The organism is Mesorhizobium sp. WSM4806, assembly GCF_055811635.1.
On record NZ_JBVVQZ010000005.1, the window covers coordinates 62,726 to 78,898 of the forward strand.

Below are 16,173 nucleotides of genomic sequence, written 5' to 3' on the forward strand. Positions count from 1 at the left end.
ATGGACCTCAAACCCGCGCCTGATTTTCTAATCAATATGCTCGGCCGAAATTCTGCCGATCCGGAGACTCCTAGATCCGGCAGGAGGGTGTCGCTGGGGTTTCTGCAGGCTGGTAGCCGAAACAGCAGCCTGACCAGTCTCGCTGGGTCGCTGAGGCGAAAAGGCATCCGTTCGGCCGATATTGAGCGCACGTTGCTCGCCGTGAACGGTGACTCTGATCAGCCCCTTGATGAGGCGGAGGTAATGAAAATCTCGGCTAGCATCCAACGCTATGATGCACCCCCTGATTTGTCGGAACAGGGAGTCTCACAGATTTTTGCGTCAGAAGCCGAAAATAGAATGAGTTTCGGCAGAACTGGCTGGCGGATCTACGATGGTAAGAGGTGGGTCAGTGACTCGCGCGGTAGCCGAGTTCAGGAAGCGATTAAGAATCTATTGGATAAACTCGCCGAATCCATCGATGCAAATCAAACATTCGATAGCGACGAGCGAAAAAGCCTGCAGAAGGCGGCGGTGAGGCTCCGCAAAAAGGCAGCTATAGGGGGGATTGCACAACTCGCATCGTCCGCTGCGACAATCTTCGAAGATGAAGTCCTGGACGAGCCTCCGATGATGCTCAACTTCCAGAATGGGACACTGAAGCTCCCATCGCTTACTCTGGAGCCGCATCGCCCTGAAGATCGTCTGACGCAAGTCCTGCCATACGATTATAACCAGCAGGCAGAGTGTCCCACATTTGATCGGATACTTGCGGACGTGCTCGAACCTGAGGTTGCGGATTTTCTGGTCCGGTTGGTCGGTTACTCGCTCAAGGGCACCGGTGAACTCCAAAAAATGGCCCTTCTGGTCGGAGCAGGAAGGAACGGGAAAACGACTATCGTAGAGGCAATGGCGAACGCCATGGGCCAGTACGCCGTCTCGGCAGACCCAAACTCCTTTATGAAATCTCAGTTCAGAGGATCGATCAACAATGACATCGCCCGGCTCGCACATGCACGACTGATCCGCACGGCCGAGATCAATACCGGACAGGTTCTGGACGCCTCACTTATCAAGCGCATGACAGGTGAGGACGAGATCATCGCTCGCTTCCTCCATCAAGAGTATTTTTCGTTCAGGGTGAAAGCGCTGCTGATGATGGTCGCAAATTTTCTTCCGGTGTTCGACGGAAGCGATTTGGCCGTTGCCCGGCGGCTACTTGTATTCAAGTTCAATCGCGTGATCGACGCAGACAAGGTTGACTCGGATCTTCCAGCGAAACTCGCTGGTGAGGCGGCCGGCATCATGAACCGATTGCTACAAGGCATGCAGCGTTATGAACAAGACCGAAAGTGGGTGCCCCAGGCCATCTTGGATGAAACAGACAAAGTGGTGCGGGACGGCAATCAGGTAGGTCAGTTCATCGATGAGTGCTGCGAACGTGTTCTAGGAGCTAAGGCACGTGCCAACGACCTCTTTGACCGCTACAAGGTCTGGTGCCTGATGGAGGGCAGCAATGCGATGACTGTCCATTCATTTCGGGCGGCTCTGCAACGCACCCTATCGATTGACCAGTCGCGCGATGGGCAGGGGAAATATTGGCCGAATCTTCAGCTAAAAACGTGAGTTCAGGATAAGCCACTGGGTTTTTTTGTGTAGGAGATGTAGGCTGTACTCCTTGGGTCTCATATTTTTTGGAAATAAAATAAATGAGATGCCAGGGAAACCTCTTACACGTCCTACACAAAAAGCCAGCTGCCTACTCAGGTTTCAGTACCTAATCTTTGGCGTTTTAAAAAACTTGTCGCTTTGCCAATCTGGGTAGTCCCATAGACTTCCAGGATGCCGCATAGTGCGCCCTTCCGGCACGGTTGGCTCGCATTACCGTCAATCGCGGACGAGGTAGCAAACCCAGAGGCCGAGAGCGCCAGCACACCCATCAAAATAGGATCGCCGATCATGCCTGAAAACGCTCATTTTCGTGCTCTTATTCGAGAAAAGGCCCGCCTGGCGGTGTGTCGAGAGATTGCACTTCTAATGGTGGACCAATCGCTCACCTTAAATGAAGCTGCTGGCCGGGTAGTCACAGAGCCAAGCCTCTATGAAACTTTCCTCAATGCGCGGTGGAATACGCACAGCATTGAGGAACCATTGCCCAGCACTGTTGCGGCGTGGTTCAGAGATCTGAGAGTTACTCCAGAACAGATTGTCCAGCATCTCCGCGCAAAACCTTGACCGCTGCCGGGCCTTGGATCGCTACTCGCGATCTTGCTGACGTAGGAGTACACGTGGGCGCCGCAAAGGCGACTGGTGCCAGAAGACGGAAGCCTGGAGGAAGTCGGCGCTGTAGGGTGTCCGTATGTGTCGAGCAACGGTCATTGCTCCTTCAATCTGTTCCATCCGCATTGTTCGGCGCTTTCATGTCCAGCTGATGCAGTGATTCAAGCGCCTGTATCGCGGCCTGCAATCGCGGCTTCCTTTGCTCGCGTCCGTCTTCCCGCAATTCCTGAAGGCGATCCAATGAAACGGTCGGGACAAATTCAACCGATGTCAGACTGCCATGCAGATATCGAAACCCCATCTCCATCGCACCTACCAAATTCACGTCTCTGGCGATTAAAGCAATAAGTTCATTCAGTCGGGCTGCAAATCCAAAGAGCAAGGCCGTCGCCGCAGGGCATTGACGGTAGGCAACATTGTCGACAAGCATCCGAAACCCCTTGATCCACATGACCTCCCCAATGCCTCGGCCAGGGCCTTCGTTCGGAGACTGGGCTGCGTGCAGGTAAGGGCGCACGAAATCCTCTTCATAGAGGATTCCTTTCTCCCCTCTCGCCCATCCGATTTCCGCGTTGCCGGTCTGGTTGACTCGTGCATCTAGGAACACGCGGGCCTGTCTTTTCTGTTGGCCAACCAGTTCACTCCATCCAAGAGGGTCAAGGAGAAGATCGACGTGTCTTGGTTGGACACCAAAGTCGAATGCAGCGTTGTCCAACATCCACTTCAGTTCGGGATAGATCTTGGAGCGTCCGGCTATGTGACGCTTTCGGGCGATAGCGAGATAGTCGGCACTCGAAATACTGGGGTCAAATTTGTGAGGCATTTCAAAATCCTTAGGGCCCGACAAGTGAGCGGCTATGAAGCTCACCTTTGCGTCGGATGGAATTGTTGATGACCGGGTACTATTTGTCCGAAGGAACGCTTCGTTCGAAACGCCGAACAATGTGCTGATAAGAATCCGGTGCTGTGTAGCCGGCGTCTGTCACCAACTTGGCAGCACGCTTCATCACGTCGATCGTCGGTTCGATCGCATGAAAGACGGCGTCGTCATAGTGAAGGTCTAGCTCTGATGCGAGTTCAGACAAGAGATCGTTCAGCGCGCTCGCCGCGATTTGGTCGATTTTCATTTTGGAATTCCCGCGTTTGGCTGTCGGCTTGGCCGGAAGCTTAGGTAAGAGACGATCAGGGATGGTAATATCGAAAATAGTAGTTTATTACTATTTTCGATATGTAAGCTTCTGAACCCGTCGTTCAATACGCGAATGGAAATTTATTTTTGGAGGTTTGAATGCCGACGACAGACTGGGAACGCCTGCTTAGCAATTTTCTGAAGGCAGAGTTGAAAGTGAAGGGTATGACGTACGGTGAGCTAGCTGAAAGATTGGCAGCCCTCGGAGTTCACGAGAAGGAGGCTAACATCGCCAATAAACTTTCCCGAGGGCGTTTCAGTGCTGTCTTTCTCGCCCAATGTCTGCGGGCCATAGGGTCTGAAAAACTGCGGCTAGACTGATGGGCCGGAAGCACCGGGCAAGGCAGACGTCTTTCGAGACTAGCTTGTCAAAGGCTTCCCAACCGCACGTTGGTTTCCCTTGTGAGACGGACGGCGGCCGAGCCTTCATGATCGGACACTGCTTATCGTGCCTAACTGGCCGGTACCATACCCACAGGATCAGCGTGCTCGGGCCGGCGCGAGCAGTCGTGATCTAGCCCGACCAAGTTTGACAACAAACAGTCGCTCAAGTAGGGAGCAGCGCTTCTTCGCACTCTCACAACGGAGATCATAGTTGCGCATTAAACATCCAATCACCAATGATTCGATACCCTGTTGACACGGAGTCAACAACGGATTCGAATGGAAATTGGCTGATTTGGGGAGAGAAGCTATGGACTGGACAAGTATCGCCGCCACCAAAGTCAACGATTTGACGAAGACTCGCTCTGTCGGAAGGCCAGTTAATTCTCATGTCGTACTGTCGCGACCGGCCCCTAAGCCGGATTATGACCTCATGAAAAAAGCAATCCACAACGCTCCCGATCCGGCTCCGAGCAAGAGCAGCGAGCGAAAGTAGCCGCGTGGTGGCCAAAGCGCCGCCGGTTGAACTGCCATTTCCGCGAGGAAACGGGCTTCCGACGCAGTCGCCTCTTTATTGGGTTGGACAAAAGGACCGATATCTTCGGCAGGTGCTCATTCGAGATATCGAGGAGCTGACAGGTAGACGCCTTATCGTTTATTTTGCAAATCGCTTCCGCGACGAGGCCGGCATTGACGACGCCGACCCAGTATACCTGATGGAGCTACTCAGCGACATCAGCACTGGTGACCCGGTTGACCTTCTGATCGAGACCAACGGAGGGAAGACAGATTCGACCGAAGCCTTGGTGACGCTTCTGCAGAACAGATTGGTGGACTATCGTGCCATCGTAGCCAATGCGGCGAAGAGCAACGGAACTCTTCTTTGCCTTGCAGCAAAATCAATCATTATGGGCGCGCCATCCGAACTCGGTCCGATTGACCCGCATCTGAATGGCATTCCCTGCACGGTCTTATCTGATCCCGTCGTGGCCCAGTCGAACTTCCCCCTCCATAGCCTTGCGCTGCTTGCGATGAAGCAGACCAAGAAGCTCGCCGAGAGTCTCCTGCGAAATGGCATGCTGCAGGGTAGCGCGCCGGGCGAGGTCGAACGAGTTGCGCAGGCGTTGGGTAGTCGGGATACATATTTCTCCCACGGGTCGGTGATAGATCATCGCGAAGCGGCTCAATTGAACCTGAAAATCCAATACCTTCCGCCTGGTGATGAGCTATGGGAACGGATTTGGCTCCTCTATTCGATGTACGATTTTGATGTTCGTCGCGATAACTACCTGAAGATATTTGAAGGACGTGCCCGGAGTACAGCGATTGGAGCCCCCCCGAAGGTTGTGTAGTATAGACGCCTCGGCCACCTCGTCGCCTTGGCAGGGACTAGCGTGACCCACTAGTGGGTCATCAGCTTGAGAGAAGTCCGAAAACAGCTGCTCGCTTCGCGCAAGGGCTCGTAGCAGCCTTCTTGCGATGCCTACACTTCGGTGGCTTCCTCGCCACAAGCGGCGAGACGGGGCGAAGTTAGTTTGGGGAGCTGAATTTTCTCTACTGCTTTTGCGAGGGGTTCGATACCGAAGTGTCGATACTTACCCGCCTCCGATTTAGCGGAATGGCCCTGGATATGGTCGGCTACGCTATCCAGAATTTCGGCCTCAACGGCTTGTGACTTCCACCAATGTCGGAGCGCGTGATTCGGTGCCTTGCGTGGGTCCTCAAAACCTTGCTCACGGATCCACGACGAAAGATGGTTCGTTGTACCTTTTGAGGCGTGAGTCTTTGCTGGTTTGCCAGAAGATCGCTTATAGAAAAGCGGTCCTTCACCGCGCTGTTCGACGAACTCCAGAAAGCCGGCCGCGACTACGGCTGAATGGATTGGAACCGTACGTTCGGAGCCCTCGTTCTTTAATGAACCGCCGTCGGGCGCGGGCCTTATGTGCATAACATCTACGCCGTCTTCTCGGCCTATTGAAGTGCCCCAAAGCTGAGCTATCTCACCTATTCGAGCGCCACTGGTGGCAGCAAGCCAGATCAGCCAACGCCTTGGAGGTGTTGCGGTATGCTCTGCTATGGAAAGAAGGCGACCGACCTCCTCGGTCGAATAAGCCAACATCCTCGTGCCAGCTCTGTTTGTAGTCGCGGCACGAATGCTGCTTGCAGGGTTTTCGGTGAGAAGCTTGTTTGCGATAGCGAATACGAAAAGGACATTAACGGCTGCCAGGTACGAGCCGTTGATCGTCTTAGCCGACAAGCCAGACGCTACTAGTTCATCTTTCCAAGAAACGACGTCGGTGTCTCTAATGCGGCGCGCGTCATCATGGCCGACGTGGCCTCCCAATGACCTGATGGCAGAGCGCCATGTCGTCAACGTACTGGCCGCCGGCGACCGTTCCTTGGCCCATTTGTCGAACAGGGATTGGAGTGAAACATTGTTCGTATACGCAAAAACGGGAAAACGGGCCGCTTTCGGATCCGGTGAATAGTCACCATCCGCATTTCGCTTAAGCGCAAAAGCAGCGTCGGTCACCGCCTGATCAACTGCCATCAAAAGCTTTCTTCGGCCCTCTGAGTCCACAATGATGGCATGAAGCCCTAATACCCAAGAGACGAGACCGCCAAACCGCCCCTCAATTGCGGCCGGGTTATTCGACGGCTGCAGCGCGTTCACTCCTTCGGTAAGATCCTCCCCAAAAACGGACGCCGCAATATCGTTTTCGTCGGGAAACGACAATCCAATGGATGGAAGATTATCCAATCGTCCTTCGCGTGCTGCTCGATTTAGCGCCTTGAATGATGCCCAGTCCTTCGGCGTGCCGGGGTTCTCTTGAAAGGCATCGATGTACAGCCGATAAATCTCTCCTGACAGTGCTATGATCTGTCGTTGAGATAGAGTTGTTGGACCGACCCGTATTGCTTCGTAAGCTCGTTCGAGCTGGGTCACAGCTATACTGGTCCGGACCTTTGCGAGGAGTTTGTCGCTCGTCCCCAGCGAAAAACCGATTACGTTGCCTAGCTTGGGTTGAATGAACAGCGGAGGGACAGACTTGCCCCTTGGAAAATGCAAAATGACGCGGTGGTCTCGTGCAAGCTTCAAAATGTCGGCCGGGACTCGTCTAACGAACTGATGGAACGTCGAGCTGGGTCGCTTGGTCGGGGAGGTCATTCGCAAGGCCATGTACAGCACCTTTGTGTAGCAGTCGATGCCCCGGAAACCGTGGGTTTCCAGGAAATCAAGAGCTTACAAAGGGATTGGTGCCCAGAAGAGGACTCGAACCTCCACGCCTTGCGGCACACGGACCTGAACCGTGCGCGTCTACCAATTCCGCCATCTGGGCTGGTGCGCGCTCATTAAGCGGGCGAGGCATGAGTGTCAACGCGCTTTTTTGAAAGGCGCGAACCACTGCCGGCTTACCCCTCCAGCACTTCCTTGGATGCCACCGTCGAATCGGCGTTGAGCTTGTAGATGACCGGCACGCCGGTGCCGAGCTCTAGTCTGACGATCTCCTCGCCCGACTTGCCGTCCAGCGCCATGATCAGCGCGCGCAGCGAATTGCCGTGCGCCGCCACCAGCACCGTGCCGCCGCGCAGCACATGCGGCTGCAGGTCGTGCAGATAATAGGGCCAGACGCGCGCGCCGGTGTCCTTCAGGCTTTCGCCGCCGGGCGGCGGCACGTCGTAGGAGCGGCGCCAGACATGCACCTGCTCCTCGCCCCATTTCTGGCGCGCGTCGTCCTTGTTGAGGCCTGAGAGGTCGCCATAGTCGCGCTCGTTCAGCGCCTGGTCGCGGATGGTCTCGAGATCGCTCTGGCCGACGGCGTCGAGAATGTGCTGGCAGGTCTTCTGCGCCCGGATCAGCGACGAGGTGAAGGCGATGTCGAATTTCATGCCGCGCGCCTTCAGCTTGGCGCCCGCGTCTTTGGCCTCGGCATGGCCCAGCTCGGTCAGGTCGACATCGCGCCAGCCGGTGAAAAGGTTCTTCAGGTTCCATTCGCTCTGGCCATGGCGCACGAGCACGAGAGTTCCCGACATTTTTGCTCCTTAGGTTTGGTGGATCAGATCGTCTCAGGCGAGTCCGAGCACGTCGCGCATCGAATACAGTCCCGGCTTCTTGCCGTGCGCCCACAGTGCGGCCCTGACCGCGCCGCGGGCGAAGATCGCCCGGTCCTCGGCGTGATGGGCAAGCGTGATGCGCTCGCCGGTGCCGGCCAGCACGACACTGTGGTCGCCGACCACCGAGCCGCCGCGCAGCGTGGCGAAGCCGATCGCGCCGGTCTTGCGCACGCCGGTATGGCCGTCGCGCGACCGCACGCTGTTCCCGTCAAGGTCGATGCCGCGCCCGGCGGCGGCGGCTTCACCGAGCAGAAGCGCCGTGCCCGACGGCGCGTCGACCTTGTGCCGATGATGCATTTCCAGGATTTCGATATCGAAATCGTCGGCATCGAGCGCGCGCGCCGCCTGCTCCACCAGCACCGCCAGCAGATTGACGCCGAGGCTCATATTGCCTGATTTGACGATCGTCGCGTGGCGCGCCGCAGCAGTGATCCTTGCATTGTCGTCCGCCGAGCAGCCGGTGGTGCCGATGACATGGGCGATGCGCGCCTGCGCCGCGTAGCCGGCGAATTCGACGGTCGCCGCCGGGCTGGTGAAATCGAGGACGCCGTCGGCCCTGGCGAAAGCCGGCAGCGGATCGTCGCCGATCACAACCCCGATAGTGCCGATGCCGGCCAGTTCGCCGGCATCCTTGCCGAGATGCGGCGAGCCGGCCCGCTCGATCGCGCCGGCGACGCGGGCGCCCGGAATGGTATGGATGGCGCGGATCAGCGCCTGGCCCATCCTTCCGGCCGCGCCGACCACCACCAGGCCCATTTCATTGACGTCGTTTGTACCGCTCATAAAGTTCTCCCGACCGCCTTCTTCGCGCGTTGCCCCGGAGTTTGGATTGGCTTGCCGTCGTCGACAAGCCCCAGCCCCTTGTTGCCCTGCACCCGGTGGAACCGGGCATAGACGCTGTGCGGGTCGGCCATCAGCGAGGCATGCGTGCCCTGCTCGACCAGCCGGCCCTGTTCCAGCACGATGATATGATCGGCATTGACCACGGTCGACAGCCGGTGCGCAATGACGATGGTCGTGCGCCCCGCCATGATCTGGGTCAGCGCCTGCTGGACGCGCGCTTCCGCTTCGATGTCGAGCGCCGAGGTCGCCTCGTCGAGCAAAAGGATCGGCGTCTGCCGCACGATGGCGCGGGCGATCGACAGGCGCTGGCGCTGGCCGCCCGACAGCGTCAGGCCGCCTTCGCCGACAGGGGTGTCATAGCCCTGGGGCTGCTGGCGGATGAAGCCATCGGCCTCGGCCTGTTGCGCGGCCAGCTCGATCTCGGCGTCGCTGGCGCTCAGCCGCCCGTAGCGAATGTTGTCGCGAATGGTGCCTTCGAACAGATAGGGCTGCTGCGAGACATAGGCGATGGAGCGGCGCAGCGACTGCTTGGTGACTTTCGAAATGTCCTGGCCGTCGACCTCGATGCTGCCTTCGTCGACATCGTGGAAACGCTGCAGCAGCGCCACCAGCGTCGACTTGCCGGCGCCCGAGGCGCCGACGATGGCCGTCATCTTGCCGGCGGCGGCAACGAAGCTGAGATCCTGCAGCACCGGGGCGTCGGCGACATAGCCGAACGACACATTGTTGAAGCGCACCTCGCCGCGGGTGATCTTCGCTTCGGCCGCTCCGGGCGCGTCGCCCTGCTGCGGCTCGAGGTCGAGCAACTCGTAGATCATGCGTGCATTGACCAGCGCCCGTTCCATGCCGACTTGCATGCGCGCCAGCCGCCGGGCCGGGTCGTAAGCAAGCAGCAGTGCGGTGATGAAGGAAAACACCGCACCGGGCGGCTGGCCGCCGACGGCTGCCCGGTAGCCGGAATAGGCGATGACGCCGGCGACGGCGAAACCGGCCAGCATGTCGGAGATCGGCGATAACCGTTCCGAGACGCGGGCGATGCGGTTTGCCCGCTGCTCGGCGCCGGCGACAAGATCGCTGATGCGCCGCGACAGCTCGTCCTCCAGGGTAAACGCCTTGACGATGGCGATGCCTTGCGTTGCTTCCTGCATGGCGCCGATCAGCCGCGCGTTTATCTGCACGGCTTCCCGCGTGGCGCGCCTTATCCTGCGGGTCAGGTAGACGACGGTGTAGATCAGCGGCGGCCCGACCAGCAGCGACATCAGCGACAGCATCGGATCCTGCCAGATCATGACGCCGATCAGCGCGATCAGCGATACGGCGTCGCGTGCCAAGGATGTCAGCGTCATCGACAGCAGGTCGCGGATGCCGTTGACGTTCTCGTTGATCTGGGCGGCCAGCCGTCCCGAGCGCGTGTCGTTGAAGAAACCGATGCCGAGCTTCATCAGATGGGCGAAGATGCGGCGCTGGTAGCGCGCCACCAGATTGTTGCCGATCCTGGCCAGCATCACCGCCTGGCCGTAGGTGGCCAGCCCGCGCAGCATGAAGGCGCCCAGGATCAACAAGCAGATCAGCGCGATGAGATCGCCGCGCTGCTGGTAGAATATCTGGTCGACGACATCTTTCATGATCCAGGCGGTGAAGGCGGTCGTGGCCGCAACCATCACCAGGCACAGAACGGCCAGGGCATAATACCAGCGATAGTCGCGGCCGTTCTCAGTGAGAATGCGGCGGATCACCGCCACGACCTCGCCGGGCCGGGCTTTGGCTTGGTGGTTTAGCGACTGGTTCAAGTCGGGATCGTTCCGTGATGTCGGTCCGGCTCCGCGGCCGGGTTAATTCGGCAATCCTCTTAGCGCCCCGGTGCCGGCTTGCCTATGGCCGAGGCCGGCAAAAACTCTGTGGGGTCACGCCCGCCAGCGTCGCCCCGCCGTCTGGACGCCGAACAGCGATGGGTTTCTGGCAAAGGCGGCAAGGCCGGAAAGCGCTGCCAGCGGATGGGTGATCACATAGACCGGCATGGTGCGCATCAACTCGCTGTGCGGCGCCTTGTCCTCGAAGGCGGCGCGGAAATTGCCGGTTTTCAGCGCCGGCAGGATTTTCTGCGCGATGCCGCCGGTCAGGAAGACGCCGCCGCGGCTCATGAACACCAGCGCAAGGTCGCCGGCAGTGCGCCCCAGGCAGGTGACGAACAGCGACAGCGCTTCCTCGGCCACCGGATCTGACTTCGCCAGCGCCGCGGCGGTGACCTCGGCCGGCGTGGTCAACGGCGCCGGCTTGCCGTCCGCCTTGGCCACCGCCCGGTAGGCATTGACCAGGCCGCGCCCGGACAGGATCTGTTCGCCGGAGATTCTGCCCTCGAGCTTCTCGATATGCGCAAACACCTGGAAATCGCGCGGCGAGCGCGGCCCGATATCCATGTGCCCGCCCTCGCCGGGCACCGGGATCCAGTGGTTCAGCGCGTGCACCAGGCCGGCGACGCCAAGCCCGGTCCCGGGGCCGAGCACCACGCGCCCGGCATTCGGCTCCGGCGCATCGCCGCCGATCTTTTCCATATGCTCTTCGCCGAGCGCCACGACGGCCAGCGCCTGCGCCTCGAAATCATTGAGCACCACGACGTCGCCGAGGCCGAGGCTGGCAAACATTTTTTTCGGCTTGACGATCCACGGGCAGTTGGTGAGCGGGATCTCGTCGCTGTCGACCGGGCCGGCCACCGCCAGCACGGCGGAGTTGGGCCGCATCGACGAGCGGTCGAGCACCGCCGCCTGGATCGCCGCGTCGATCGTGTTGAAATTGGCGGTCTGGACGATCTGCGGTTCGGTTGATTCCGAATCCGCGTCGAGCACGATCGAAAAGCGCGCATTGGTGCCGCCAATGTCGCCGATCAGGACCGGAAACTGCAGCACGGTGTCGTCGTCTGGCATGCTCTCGTCCGTCCCGGTTCCCAGTGGCGTTCCGTTCTTTCGTTGACTACCGCATGACCCGGGAAAGGGAAAGTCGCTTCAGGGTCAGTTCCGGAGCAATCACTTCCGGTCCGAATTTCGTACTAACCTCATTCAGCGTTGGCGCTGCCCCTCACCTGCCTGCCGGCATCCTCTCCCCGAATAGTGACGGGGAGAGGGACGCTCTTGTCACCGGTTTCGCCAATCACCAGCGTCGCAGGCAGGGCGCGAAGGCAGCGGCCAGCCCCGTCGCTATACGGGGAGAAATGCCCGGCAAGGCAATGAGGGGCGGCGCCGACCCCAACAGTTGGTTGTTGGCCTCAATACCCCGGCCGGGGTCGCGGCAGCGGAATGCCGATCTCGGGCGTTTCGGCGTAGGCGTTGGCCGTGGCCGGGAGGGCTGCCGCGCCGCTTGCCGATGCCCGCGCCGGCGACGGAGCCTTGGTGAGAACGGGTGCAGCCGCGACCGGCACCCCGTCGCCATGATAGTCGCCATAATAGGTGACCGCCTCCGCCGAAGCCGGATTTGGCCCGTCGAGCACGGCCTGGCATGCTGCGGGCAGGCTCGCCATCGTCATCAGGTCGCGCGCTTTCGGCCTGTCCGGGTTCTTGTTGGGGCGCCACGGCTCCTCGGTGAACCACCATGCCAGCGACTGGTCGCAGCCGTCGCCTGGCGCGGTGTTTTCCTGCGCCTTGCATTTGGGCGAGCCGGGCTGGCAGCCGATGCGGATGTGGAAGTGATAGTCGTGGCCCCAGAACGGCCTTACCTTGCGCAGCCATCCACGGTCGCCTTTCACCGTGTCGCAGAGCTTCTTCTTGATGCCGGGATTGACCAGGATGCGCTCGACTTCCGCATAGCTTGCCGCGCGCTTCAGCAGCCGCCTATGCGCCGGCGCCCAGAGCGCATCTTTAACCAAATGGGTCTTTTCGTCGACAAGCAAGGTGGCGCTCATGTTTTCGCGCTGCTCGAGCGAAAGCTTGCGGTCGGGCATTGGCGTCAGCCAGATGTCGGCGTCGAGGCCGATCTGGTGCGAGGCATGGCCGGTCAGCATCGGACCGCCGCGCGGCTGCGAAATGTCGCCCACCAAAAGGCCGGGCCAGCCATCGGCCGCGGCGTCGCGCGACAGTCTCTCGATCAGCGCGATCATCGTCGGATGGCCCCAGCGGCGGTTGCGCGACGGCCGCATCACCTCCCATTTCGGGCCGTTCAGGGGTATGGCGACGCCGCCGGCAAAGCAGCCCTTGGAATAAAAACCGATCGACTGCGGCAAAGCCACGGCCGGCAGTTTTTTGGCGCCGAACAGGTTTTTCGCCAGTTCCTCGGCCGCCGCAGGTCGCGCTGCAAGCCCCGCCACGGCGAGGACGGCGAGTGCTGCCAATGCATGTCGCCCAAAAGTGCGCAGCGGTTTTGGGACAACGACATGCGTGAACAGAGATCTAAAGCGCGTTGCGACGCGCTTCTGCAGCAGCGATTTGCCGCGCAATGATCGCTTCAACATCGTCATGAAGCAGAACCCCTCTGCAAATTAAGTCGAATCATAGCACGCCCGGCACGCGATTTCGATCACGACCGCTTCATCGGGCTGCGCGCCTCGCCATCGCGCCAGTTGCCCGAAATCCACATATGGTCGAAGGCCGACCGGTAGTCGGGAAAGCGGAAGCGATAGCCGGCCGCCTTGATAGCCGTGTTGGCGACGCGCTTGTTCTCGCCATAGAAGGACCGCGCCATGGGCGAAAGTTGGGCGGTCTCGAACGGAATTTCCGGCGGCGGTGTGACGCCCATCAGCTCTGCGGCATAGGTGACCACGTCCTGCGGCGGCGCCGGCAGGTCGTCGGTGACATTGAAGATGCCGCCACTGGTGTGCTTGAGCAGATGCCAAAGCGCCCCCGCAATGTCGTCGCAATGGATGCGGTTGAACACCTGGCCCGGCTTGACCAGCCGCCGCGCGGAGCCGTTTTCGAGATTGACCAGGGCATTGCGGCCCGGCCCGTAAATGCCGGAAAGCCGCAGGATCGCCACCGGCCGCCCGATGTCGCGACCCAGCTTCAGCCAGTCCTGCTCGGCGGCGACACGCAGCATCGAGCGCTTCGACAGCGGCCTGCATTCGGCGGTCTCGTCGACCCAGCCGCCGCCATGGTCGCCGTAGACGCCGACGGTGGACAGATAGGCGATCCATTCGAGCGCCGGCATTTTCGTGATTGCCTGGCGCGCCGCATTCAGCACCGGGTCGCCGGCCTCTTCCGGCGCCACCGAGACGACGAGGTGGGTTGTTTTCTCGAGCGCGTCGCTGATTTCAGGCGTCAGCGCGCCATCGAAAAGGAGCGGCTGGATTCCGGCTTGCCGCAGCGCTTCGAATTTCTCCGCTGCGCGTGTCGTGCCAAGGATGGTGCCGGCATCCTTGCCGGCGCGGGCAAATGCCTTGCCTGAATAGCCGGCGCCGAAAATGAGGATCTGCTTCTCGCTCATGCACGCGCCTCGATCTGGTTTGCCAGCGCCAGGCGCCATTCGCGTCGCACGGCCTCGTCGCCTTCTGCTTTTACCGCAGCGCTGGCCGATTTGGCGAATTCCGAAGTCGGCACAAGCCGTGACAGCGCCCAAACCGCTGCGCCGCGCACCAGCGGCGAGGCGTCACCGAGCAGCGCACGCACGGCGTTGCCGAGCGACGGTTCGCCGGAATTGCCGGCGGCGATCAGCACATTGCGGACAAAGCGGTCGCGACCGATGCGCTTGACCGGCGAACCGCTAAAGAACGACCGGAAAGCAGCGTCGTCGAGCGCCAACAGATCGGCGAGCGGCGGCTCACGCAAATCGGCGCGAGCGACGAGCTTTTGCTCGGACGCTGCCCGGGCAAACTTGTTCCATGGACAGGCGGCCAGGCAATCGTCGCAGCCATAGATGCGGTTGCCGATTTTTTCGCGGAACTCGAGCGGGATCGGCCCCTTGTTCTCGATGGTGAGGTAGGAGATGCAGCGTCGCGCATCGAGCCGGTAGGGAGCCGGAAAGGCGTCGGTCGGGCAGGCGTCGAGACAGGCGCGGCAAGAGCCGCAATGGTCGTCTTCGGGCGTATCGGATGCAAGCTCGGCCGTCGTGAAGATGGTGCCAAGGAACAGCCAGGAGCCGTGTTCGCGGCTGACCAGATTGGTGTGCTTGCCTTGCCAGCCGAGGCCGGCGGCTTCTGCCAGCGGCTTTTCCATTACCGGGGCGGTGTCGACGAACACTTTTACGTCGCTCCCAGAGCGCGCCACGATCTTGCCGGCGATCTCTTTCAGCCGGCCCTTGATCACGTCGTGATAATCGCGGTTCTGCGCATAGACGGAGATCGCGCCGCGCCGGCGCTTGCGCAGCACCGCGCGCGGGTCGTGGTCGGGGCCGTAGTTCATGGCCAGCACGATGATCGAGCGAACTTCGGGCCAAAGCGCCATCGGCTCGCCGCGGCGTTCGAGCGCCTCGGCGATCCAGTCCATCGAGCCGTGGAAGCCGTCGGTGACGAATGCGGCAAGCCGGGCCGGCGCCTGCGGGATGGCATCGGGCGTGGTGACGGCAACGGCAGCGAAACCGGCGCGCCGCGCCTCGCGGTCGATCAGCGCGCGCAAGTTTTGCGCTCTAGAAATCGAGGTCCGCATAATGTGACACCGGTGACAGGCCGCGCACCCGGTCGGACAAAAGCGGCCGGAACGATGGCCGTGATTTCACCCGTGCATACCATTCGCGCGCGGCAGCGTGTTCGCGCCAGTCGATCTCGCCGAGATAGTCGAGCACGGACAGCGCAGCCGCAGCCGCGAGGTCGGCATAGGTGACCTTGCTGCCGGCCAGCCAATGGCGGGTGCCGGCCAGCCAGTTGGTGTATTTCATGTGCTGGCGGATGTTGGCGCGCGCGGCGCGGATCGCCGCCGAATCGGGCGAGCCGCCGCCCGCCGTTTCCGGCATGATCGGCTTCAGCACGCGCTCGCGCACCAGGTGCCGCGTCACCTCGCTATCGGCCTTGCTGAGATACCAGTCGGTCAGCCGGCGGATTTCGGCGCGCTCCATCGGGTCCTCGGCGAACAGCCGCTTGTCGCGCTTGAGCACGCCGCGCGTCTCGTCGAGATATTCGCCGATGACCATGGCGCCGACGATCGGCACGTCGCCCTCGGCAAGCAGGATCGGCAGCGTGCCGGCCGGGTTCAGCGCCAGGAACTCCTTGCGCCGCATCCACGGCTTTTCCTCGATCAGCGCCAGTTCCTCGCCATACTCGCCGAAAGCGAGGCGAACGAAGCGGCAGGTGGCGAACATCGGGTGGTGGAAAAGCGTCAGCATGGTCCCGCGATAATAGAGCGCACTGGCAAATCGCCGGCTGCGCCGGTAAGTCTTGGCCGCCCCGATTCAGGGGGCCGCCCCGATTCAAAGGGCCGTCAGGGTGCTGCGACCTATAGGAGGAGTTCCGCGCCATGACAAGCAAGCCG

Annotated in this window: 16 protein-coding genes and 1 tRNA gene; 4 read left to right on the forward strand and 13 right to left on the reverse strand. The window is 60.7% G+C overall.

The window, feature by feature from the left end; all coding sequences use genetic code 11:
- Positions 1-1,605 carry a phage/plasmid primase, P4 family gene (locus AC0L2M_RS09745; protein ID WP_473534704.1) on the forward strand — a complete coding sequence of 535 codons (1,605 nt, stop codon included), beginning with the start codon at positions 1-3 and terminating at the stop codon, positions 1,603-1,605.
- Positions 1,606-1,742: 137 nt separating this feature from the next.
- Here AC0L2M_RS09745 and AC0L2M_RS09750 read toward each other — a convergent pair whose 3' ends face one another.
- Positions 1,743-1,940: a hypothetical protein gene (locus tag AC0L2M_RS09750; protein ID WP_473534705.1), complete on the reverse strand. Its 198-nt coding sequence runs from the start codon at positions 1,938-1,940 to the stop codon at positions 1,743-1,745.
- Here AC0L2M_RS09750 and AC0L2M_RS09755 point away from each other — a divergent pair.
- Positions 1,939-2,214 (forward strand): hypothetical protein, encoded by a 276-nt coding sequence (locus tag AC0L2M_RS09755; RefSeq protein WP_473534706.1) that lies wholly within the window; start codon positions 1,939-1,941, stop codon positions 2,212-2,214. The genes AC0L2M_RS09750 and AC0L2M_RS09755 overlap by 2 nt on opposite strands.
- Positions 2,215-2,365: 151 nt before the next feature.
- On the opposite strand, the gene AC0L2M_RS09760 is transcribed toward AC0L2M_RS09755, so the two are convergent.
- The gene (locus tag AC0L2M_RS09760; protein ID WP_473534707.1) at positions 2,366-3,082 is read right to left on the reverse strand and encodes a hypothetical protein; all 717 of its coding nucleotides are present in this window, start codon (positions 3,080-3,082) and stop codon (positions 2,366-2,368) included.
- A gap of 79 nt (positions 3,083-3,161) precedes the next feature.
- Complete coding sequence (locus AC0L2M_RS09765) at positions 3,162-3,386, reverse strand: hypothetical protein (RefSeq protein WP_473534708.1); 225 nt, start codon at positions 3,384-3,386, stop codon at positions 3,162-3,164.
- A gap of 161 nt (positions 3,387-3,547) precedes the next feature.
- Between AC0L2M_RS09765 and AC0L2M_RS09770 the strand changes: the two genes are divergently transcribed.
- Entirely contained in the window at positions 3,548-3,769 is a 222-nt protein-coding gene (locus tag AC0L2M_RS09770; protein ID WP_473534709.1) for a DUF6471 domain-containing protein, read from the forward strand.
- A 566-nt stretch (positions 3,770-4,335) separates the two neighbouring features.
- Entirely contained in the window at positions 4,336-5,184 is an 849-nt protein-coding gene (locus AC0L2M_RS09775) for an SDH family Clp fold serine proteinase (protein WP_473534710.1), read from the forward strand.
- A 131-nt stretch (positions 5,185-5,315) separates the two neighbouring features.
- Here the strand turns inward: AC0L2M_RS09775 and AC0L2M_RS09780 are convergent, their stop codons facing one another.
- The 10 genes from AC0L2M_RS09780 to AC0L2M_RS09825 form a co-directional block, all read right to left on the reverse strand.
- On the reverse strand, positions 5,316-6,932 hold the full coding sequence (locus tag AC0L2M_RS09780; protein WP_473534711.1) for a tyrosine-type recombinase/integrase: 1,617 nt from the start codon (positions 6,930-6,932) through the stop codon (positions 5,316-5,318).
- 156 nt (positions 6,933-7,088) lie between these two features.
- Positions 7,089-7,173, reverse strand: a tRNA-Leu gene (locus AC0L2M_RS09785).
- A 73-nt stretch (positions 7,174-7,246) separates the two neighbouring features.
- Positions 7,247-7,867, reverse strand: a complete 621-nt coding sequence (locus tag AC0L2M_RS09790) for a 2,3-bisphosphoglycerate-dependent phosphoglycerate mutase (protein ID WP_287237800.1) — start codon at positions 7,865-7,867, stop codon at positions 7,247-7,249.
- A gap of 33 nt (positions 7,868-7,900) precedes the next feature.
- Entirely contained in the window at positions 7,901-8,731 is an 831-nt protein-coding gene (gene dapB, locus AC0L2M_RS09795; RefSeq protein WP_287237798.1) for a 4-hydroxy-tetrahydrodipicolinate reductase, read from the reverse strand.
- Positions 8,728-10,581, reverse strand: coding sequence for an ABC transporter ATP-binding protein (locus AC0L2M_RS09800; RefSeq protein ID WP_473534712.1), 1,854 nt, complete (start codon positions 10,579-10,581; stop codon positions 8,728-8,730). Before AC0L2M_RS09800 ends, dapB begins: the two co-directional genes overlap by 4 nt.
- Before the next feature lie 114 nt (positions 10,582-10,695).
- The gene (locus tag AC0L2M_RS09805; RefSeq protein ID WP_287225135.1) at positions 10,696-11,712 is read right to left on the reverse strand and encodes a glucokinase; all 1,017 of its coding nucleotides are present in this window, start codon (positions 11,710-11,712) and stop codon (positions 10,696-10,698) included.
- A gap of 338 nt (positions 11,713-12,050) precedes the next feature.
- Positions 12,051-13,235, reverse strand: coding sequence for a penicillin-insensitive murein endopeptidase (gene mepA, locus AC0L2M_RS09810; protein WP_287237794.1), 1,185 nt, complete (start codon positions 13,233-13,235; stop codon positions 12,051-12,053).
- Between the two features lie 59 nt (positions 13,236-13,294).
- Positions 13,295-14,197: an SDR family oxidoreductase gene (locus tag AC0L2M_RS09815; RefSeq protein ID WP_287237793.1), complete on the reverse strand. Its 903-nt coding sequence runs from the start codon at positions 14,195-14,197 to the stop codon at positions 13,295-13,297.
- Positions 14,194-15,354: a tRNA epoxyqueuosine(34) reductase QueG gene (gene queG / locus AC0L2M_RS09820; RefSeq protein WP_473534713.1), complete on the reverse strand. Its 1,161-nt coding sequence runs from the start codon at positions 15,352-15,354 to the stop codon at positions 14,194-14,196. The genes AC0L2M_RS09815 and queG overlap by 4 nt, the downstream gene beginning before the upstream one ends.
- Complete coding sequence (locus AC0L2M_RS09825; protein WP_128169289.1) at positions 15,335-16,027, reverse strand: glutathione S-transferase family protein; 693 nt, start codon at positions 16,025-16,027, stop codon at positions 15,335-15,337. The genes queG and AC0L2M_RS09825 overlap by 20 nt, the downstream gene beginning before the upstream one ends.
- Positions 16,028-16,173: the final 146 nt, after the last annotated feature.

Bases quoted from the DNA above. Each gene is read 5' to 3' on its own strand.
- AC0L2M_RS09745 (WP_473534704.1), top strand. From the start codon at position 1: ATGGACCTCAAACCCGCGCCTGATTTTCTAATCAATATGCTCGGCCGA.
- AC0L2M_RS09755 (WP_473534706.1), top strand. From the start codon at position 1,939: ATGCCTGAAAACGCTCATTTTCGTGCTCTTATTCGAGAAAAGGCCCGC.
- AC0L2M_RS09750 (WP_473534705.1), bottom strand. From the start codon at position 1,940: ATGATCGGCGATCCTATTTTGATGGGTGTGCTGGCGCTCTCGGCCTCT.
- AC0L2M_RS09760 (WP_473534707.1), bottom strand. From the start codon at position 3,082: ATGCCTCACAAATTTGACCCCAGTATTTCGAGTGCCGACTATCTCGCT.
- AC0L2M_RS09765 (WP_473534708.1), bottom strand. From the start codon at position 3,386: ATGAAAATCGACCAAATCGCGGCGAGCGCGCTGAACGATCTCTTGTCT.
- AC0L2M_RS09770 (WP_473534709.1), top strand. From the start codon at position 3,548: ATGCCGACGACAGACTGGGAACGCCTGCTTAGCAATTTTCTGAAGGCA.
- AC0L2M_RS09790 (WP_287237800.1), bottom strand. From the start codon at position 7,867: ATGTCGGGAACTCTCGTGCTCGTGCGCCATGGCCAGAGCGAATGGAAC.
- dapB (WP_287237798.1), bottom strand. From the start codon at position 8,731: ATGAGCGGTACAAACGACGTCAATGAAATGGGCCTGGTGGTGGTCGGC.
- AC0L2M_RS09805 (WP_287225135.1), bottom strand. From the start codon at position 11,712: ATGCCAGACGACGACACCGTGCTGCAGTTTCCGGTCCTGATCGGCGAC.
- mepA (WP_287237794.1), bottom strand. From the start codon at position 13,235: ATGACGATGTTGAAGCGATCATTGCGCGGCAAATCGCTGCTGCAGAAG.
- AC0L2M_RS09815 (WP_287237793.1), bottom strand. From the start codon at position 14,197: ATGAGCGAGAAGCAGATCCTCATTTTCGGCGCCGGCTATTCAGGCAAG.
- queG (WP_473534713.1), bottom strand. From the start codon at position 15,354: ATGCGGACCTCGATTTCTAGAGCGCAAAACTTGCGCGCGCTGATCGAC.
- AC0L2M_RS09825 (WP_128169289.1), bottom strand. From the start codon at position 16,027: ATGCTGACGCTTTTCCACCACCCGATGTTCGCCACCTGCCGCTTCGTT.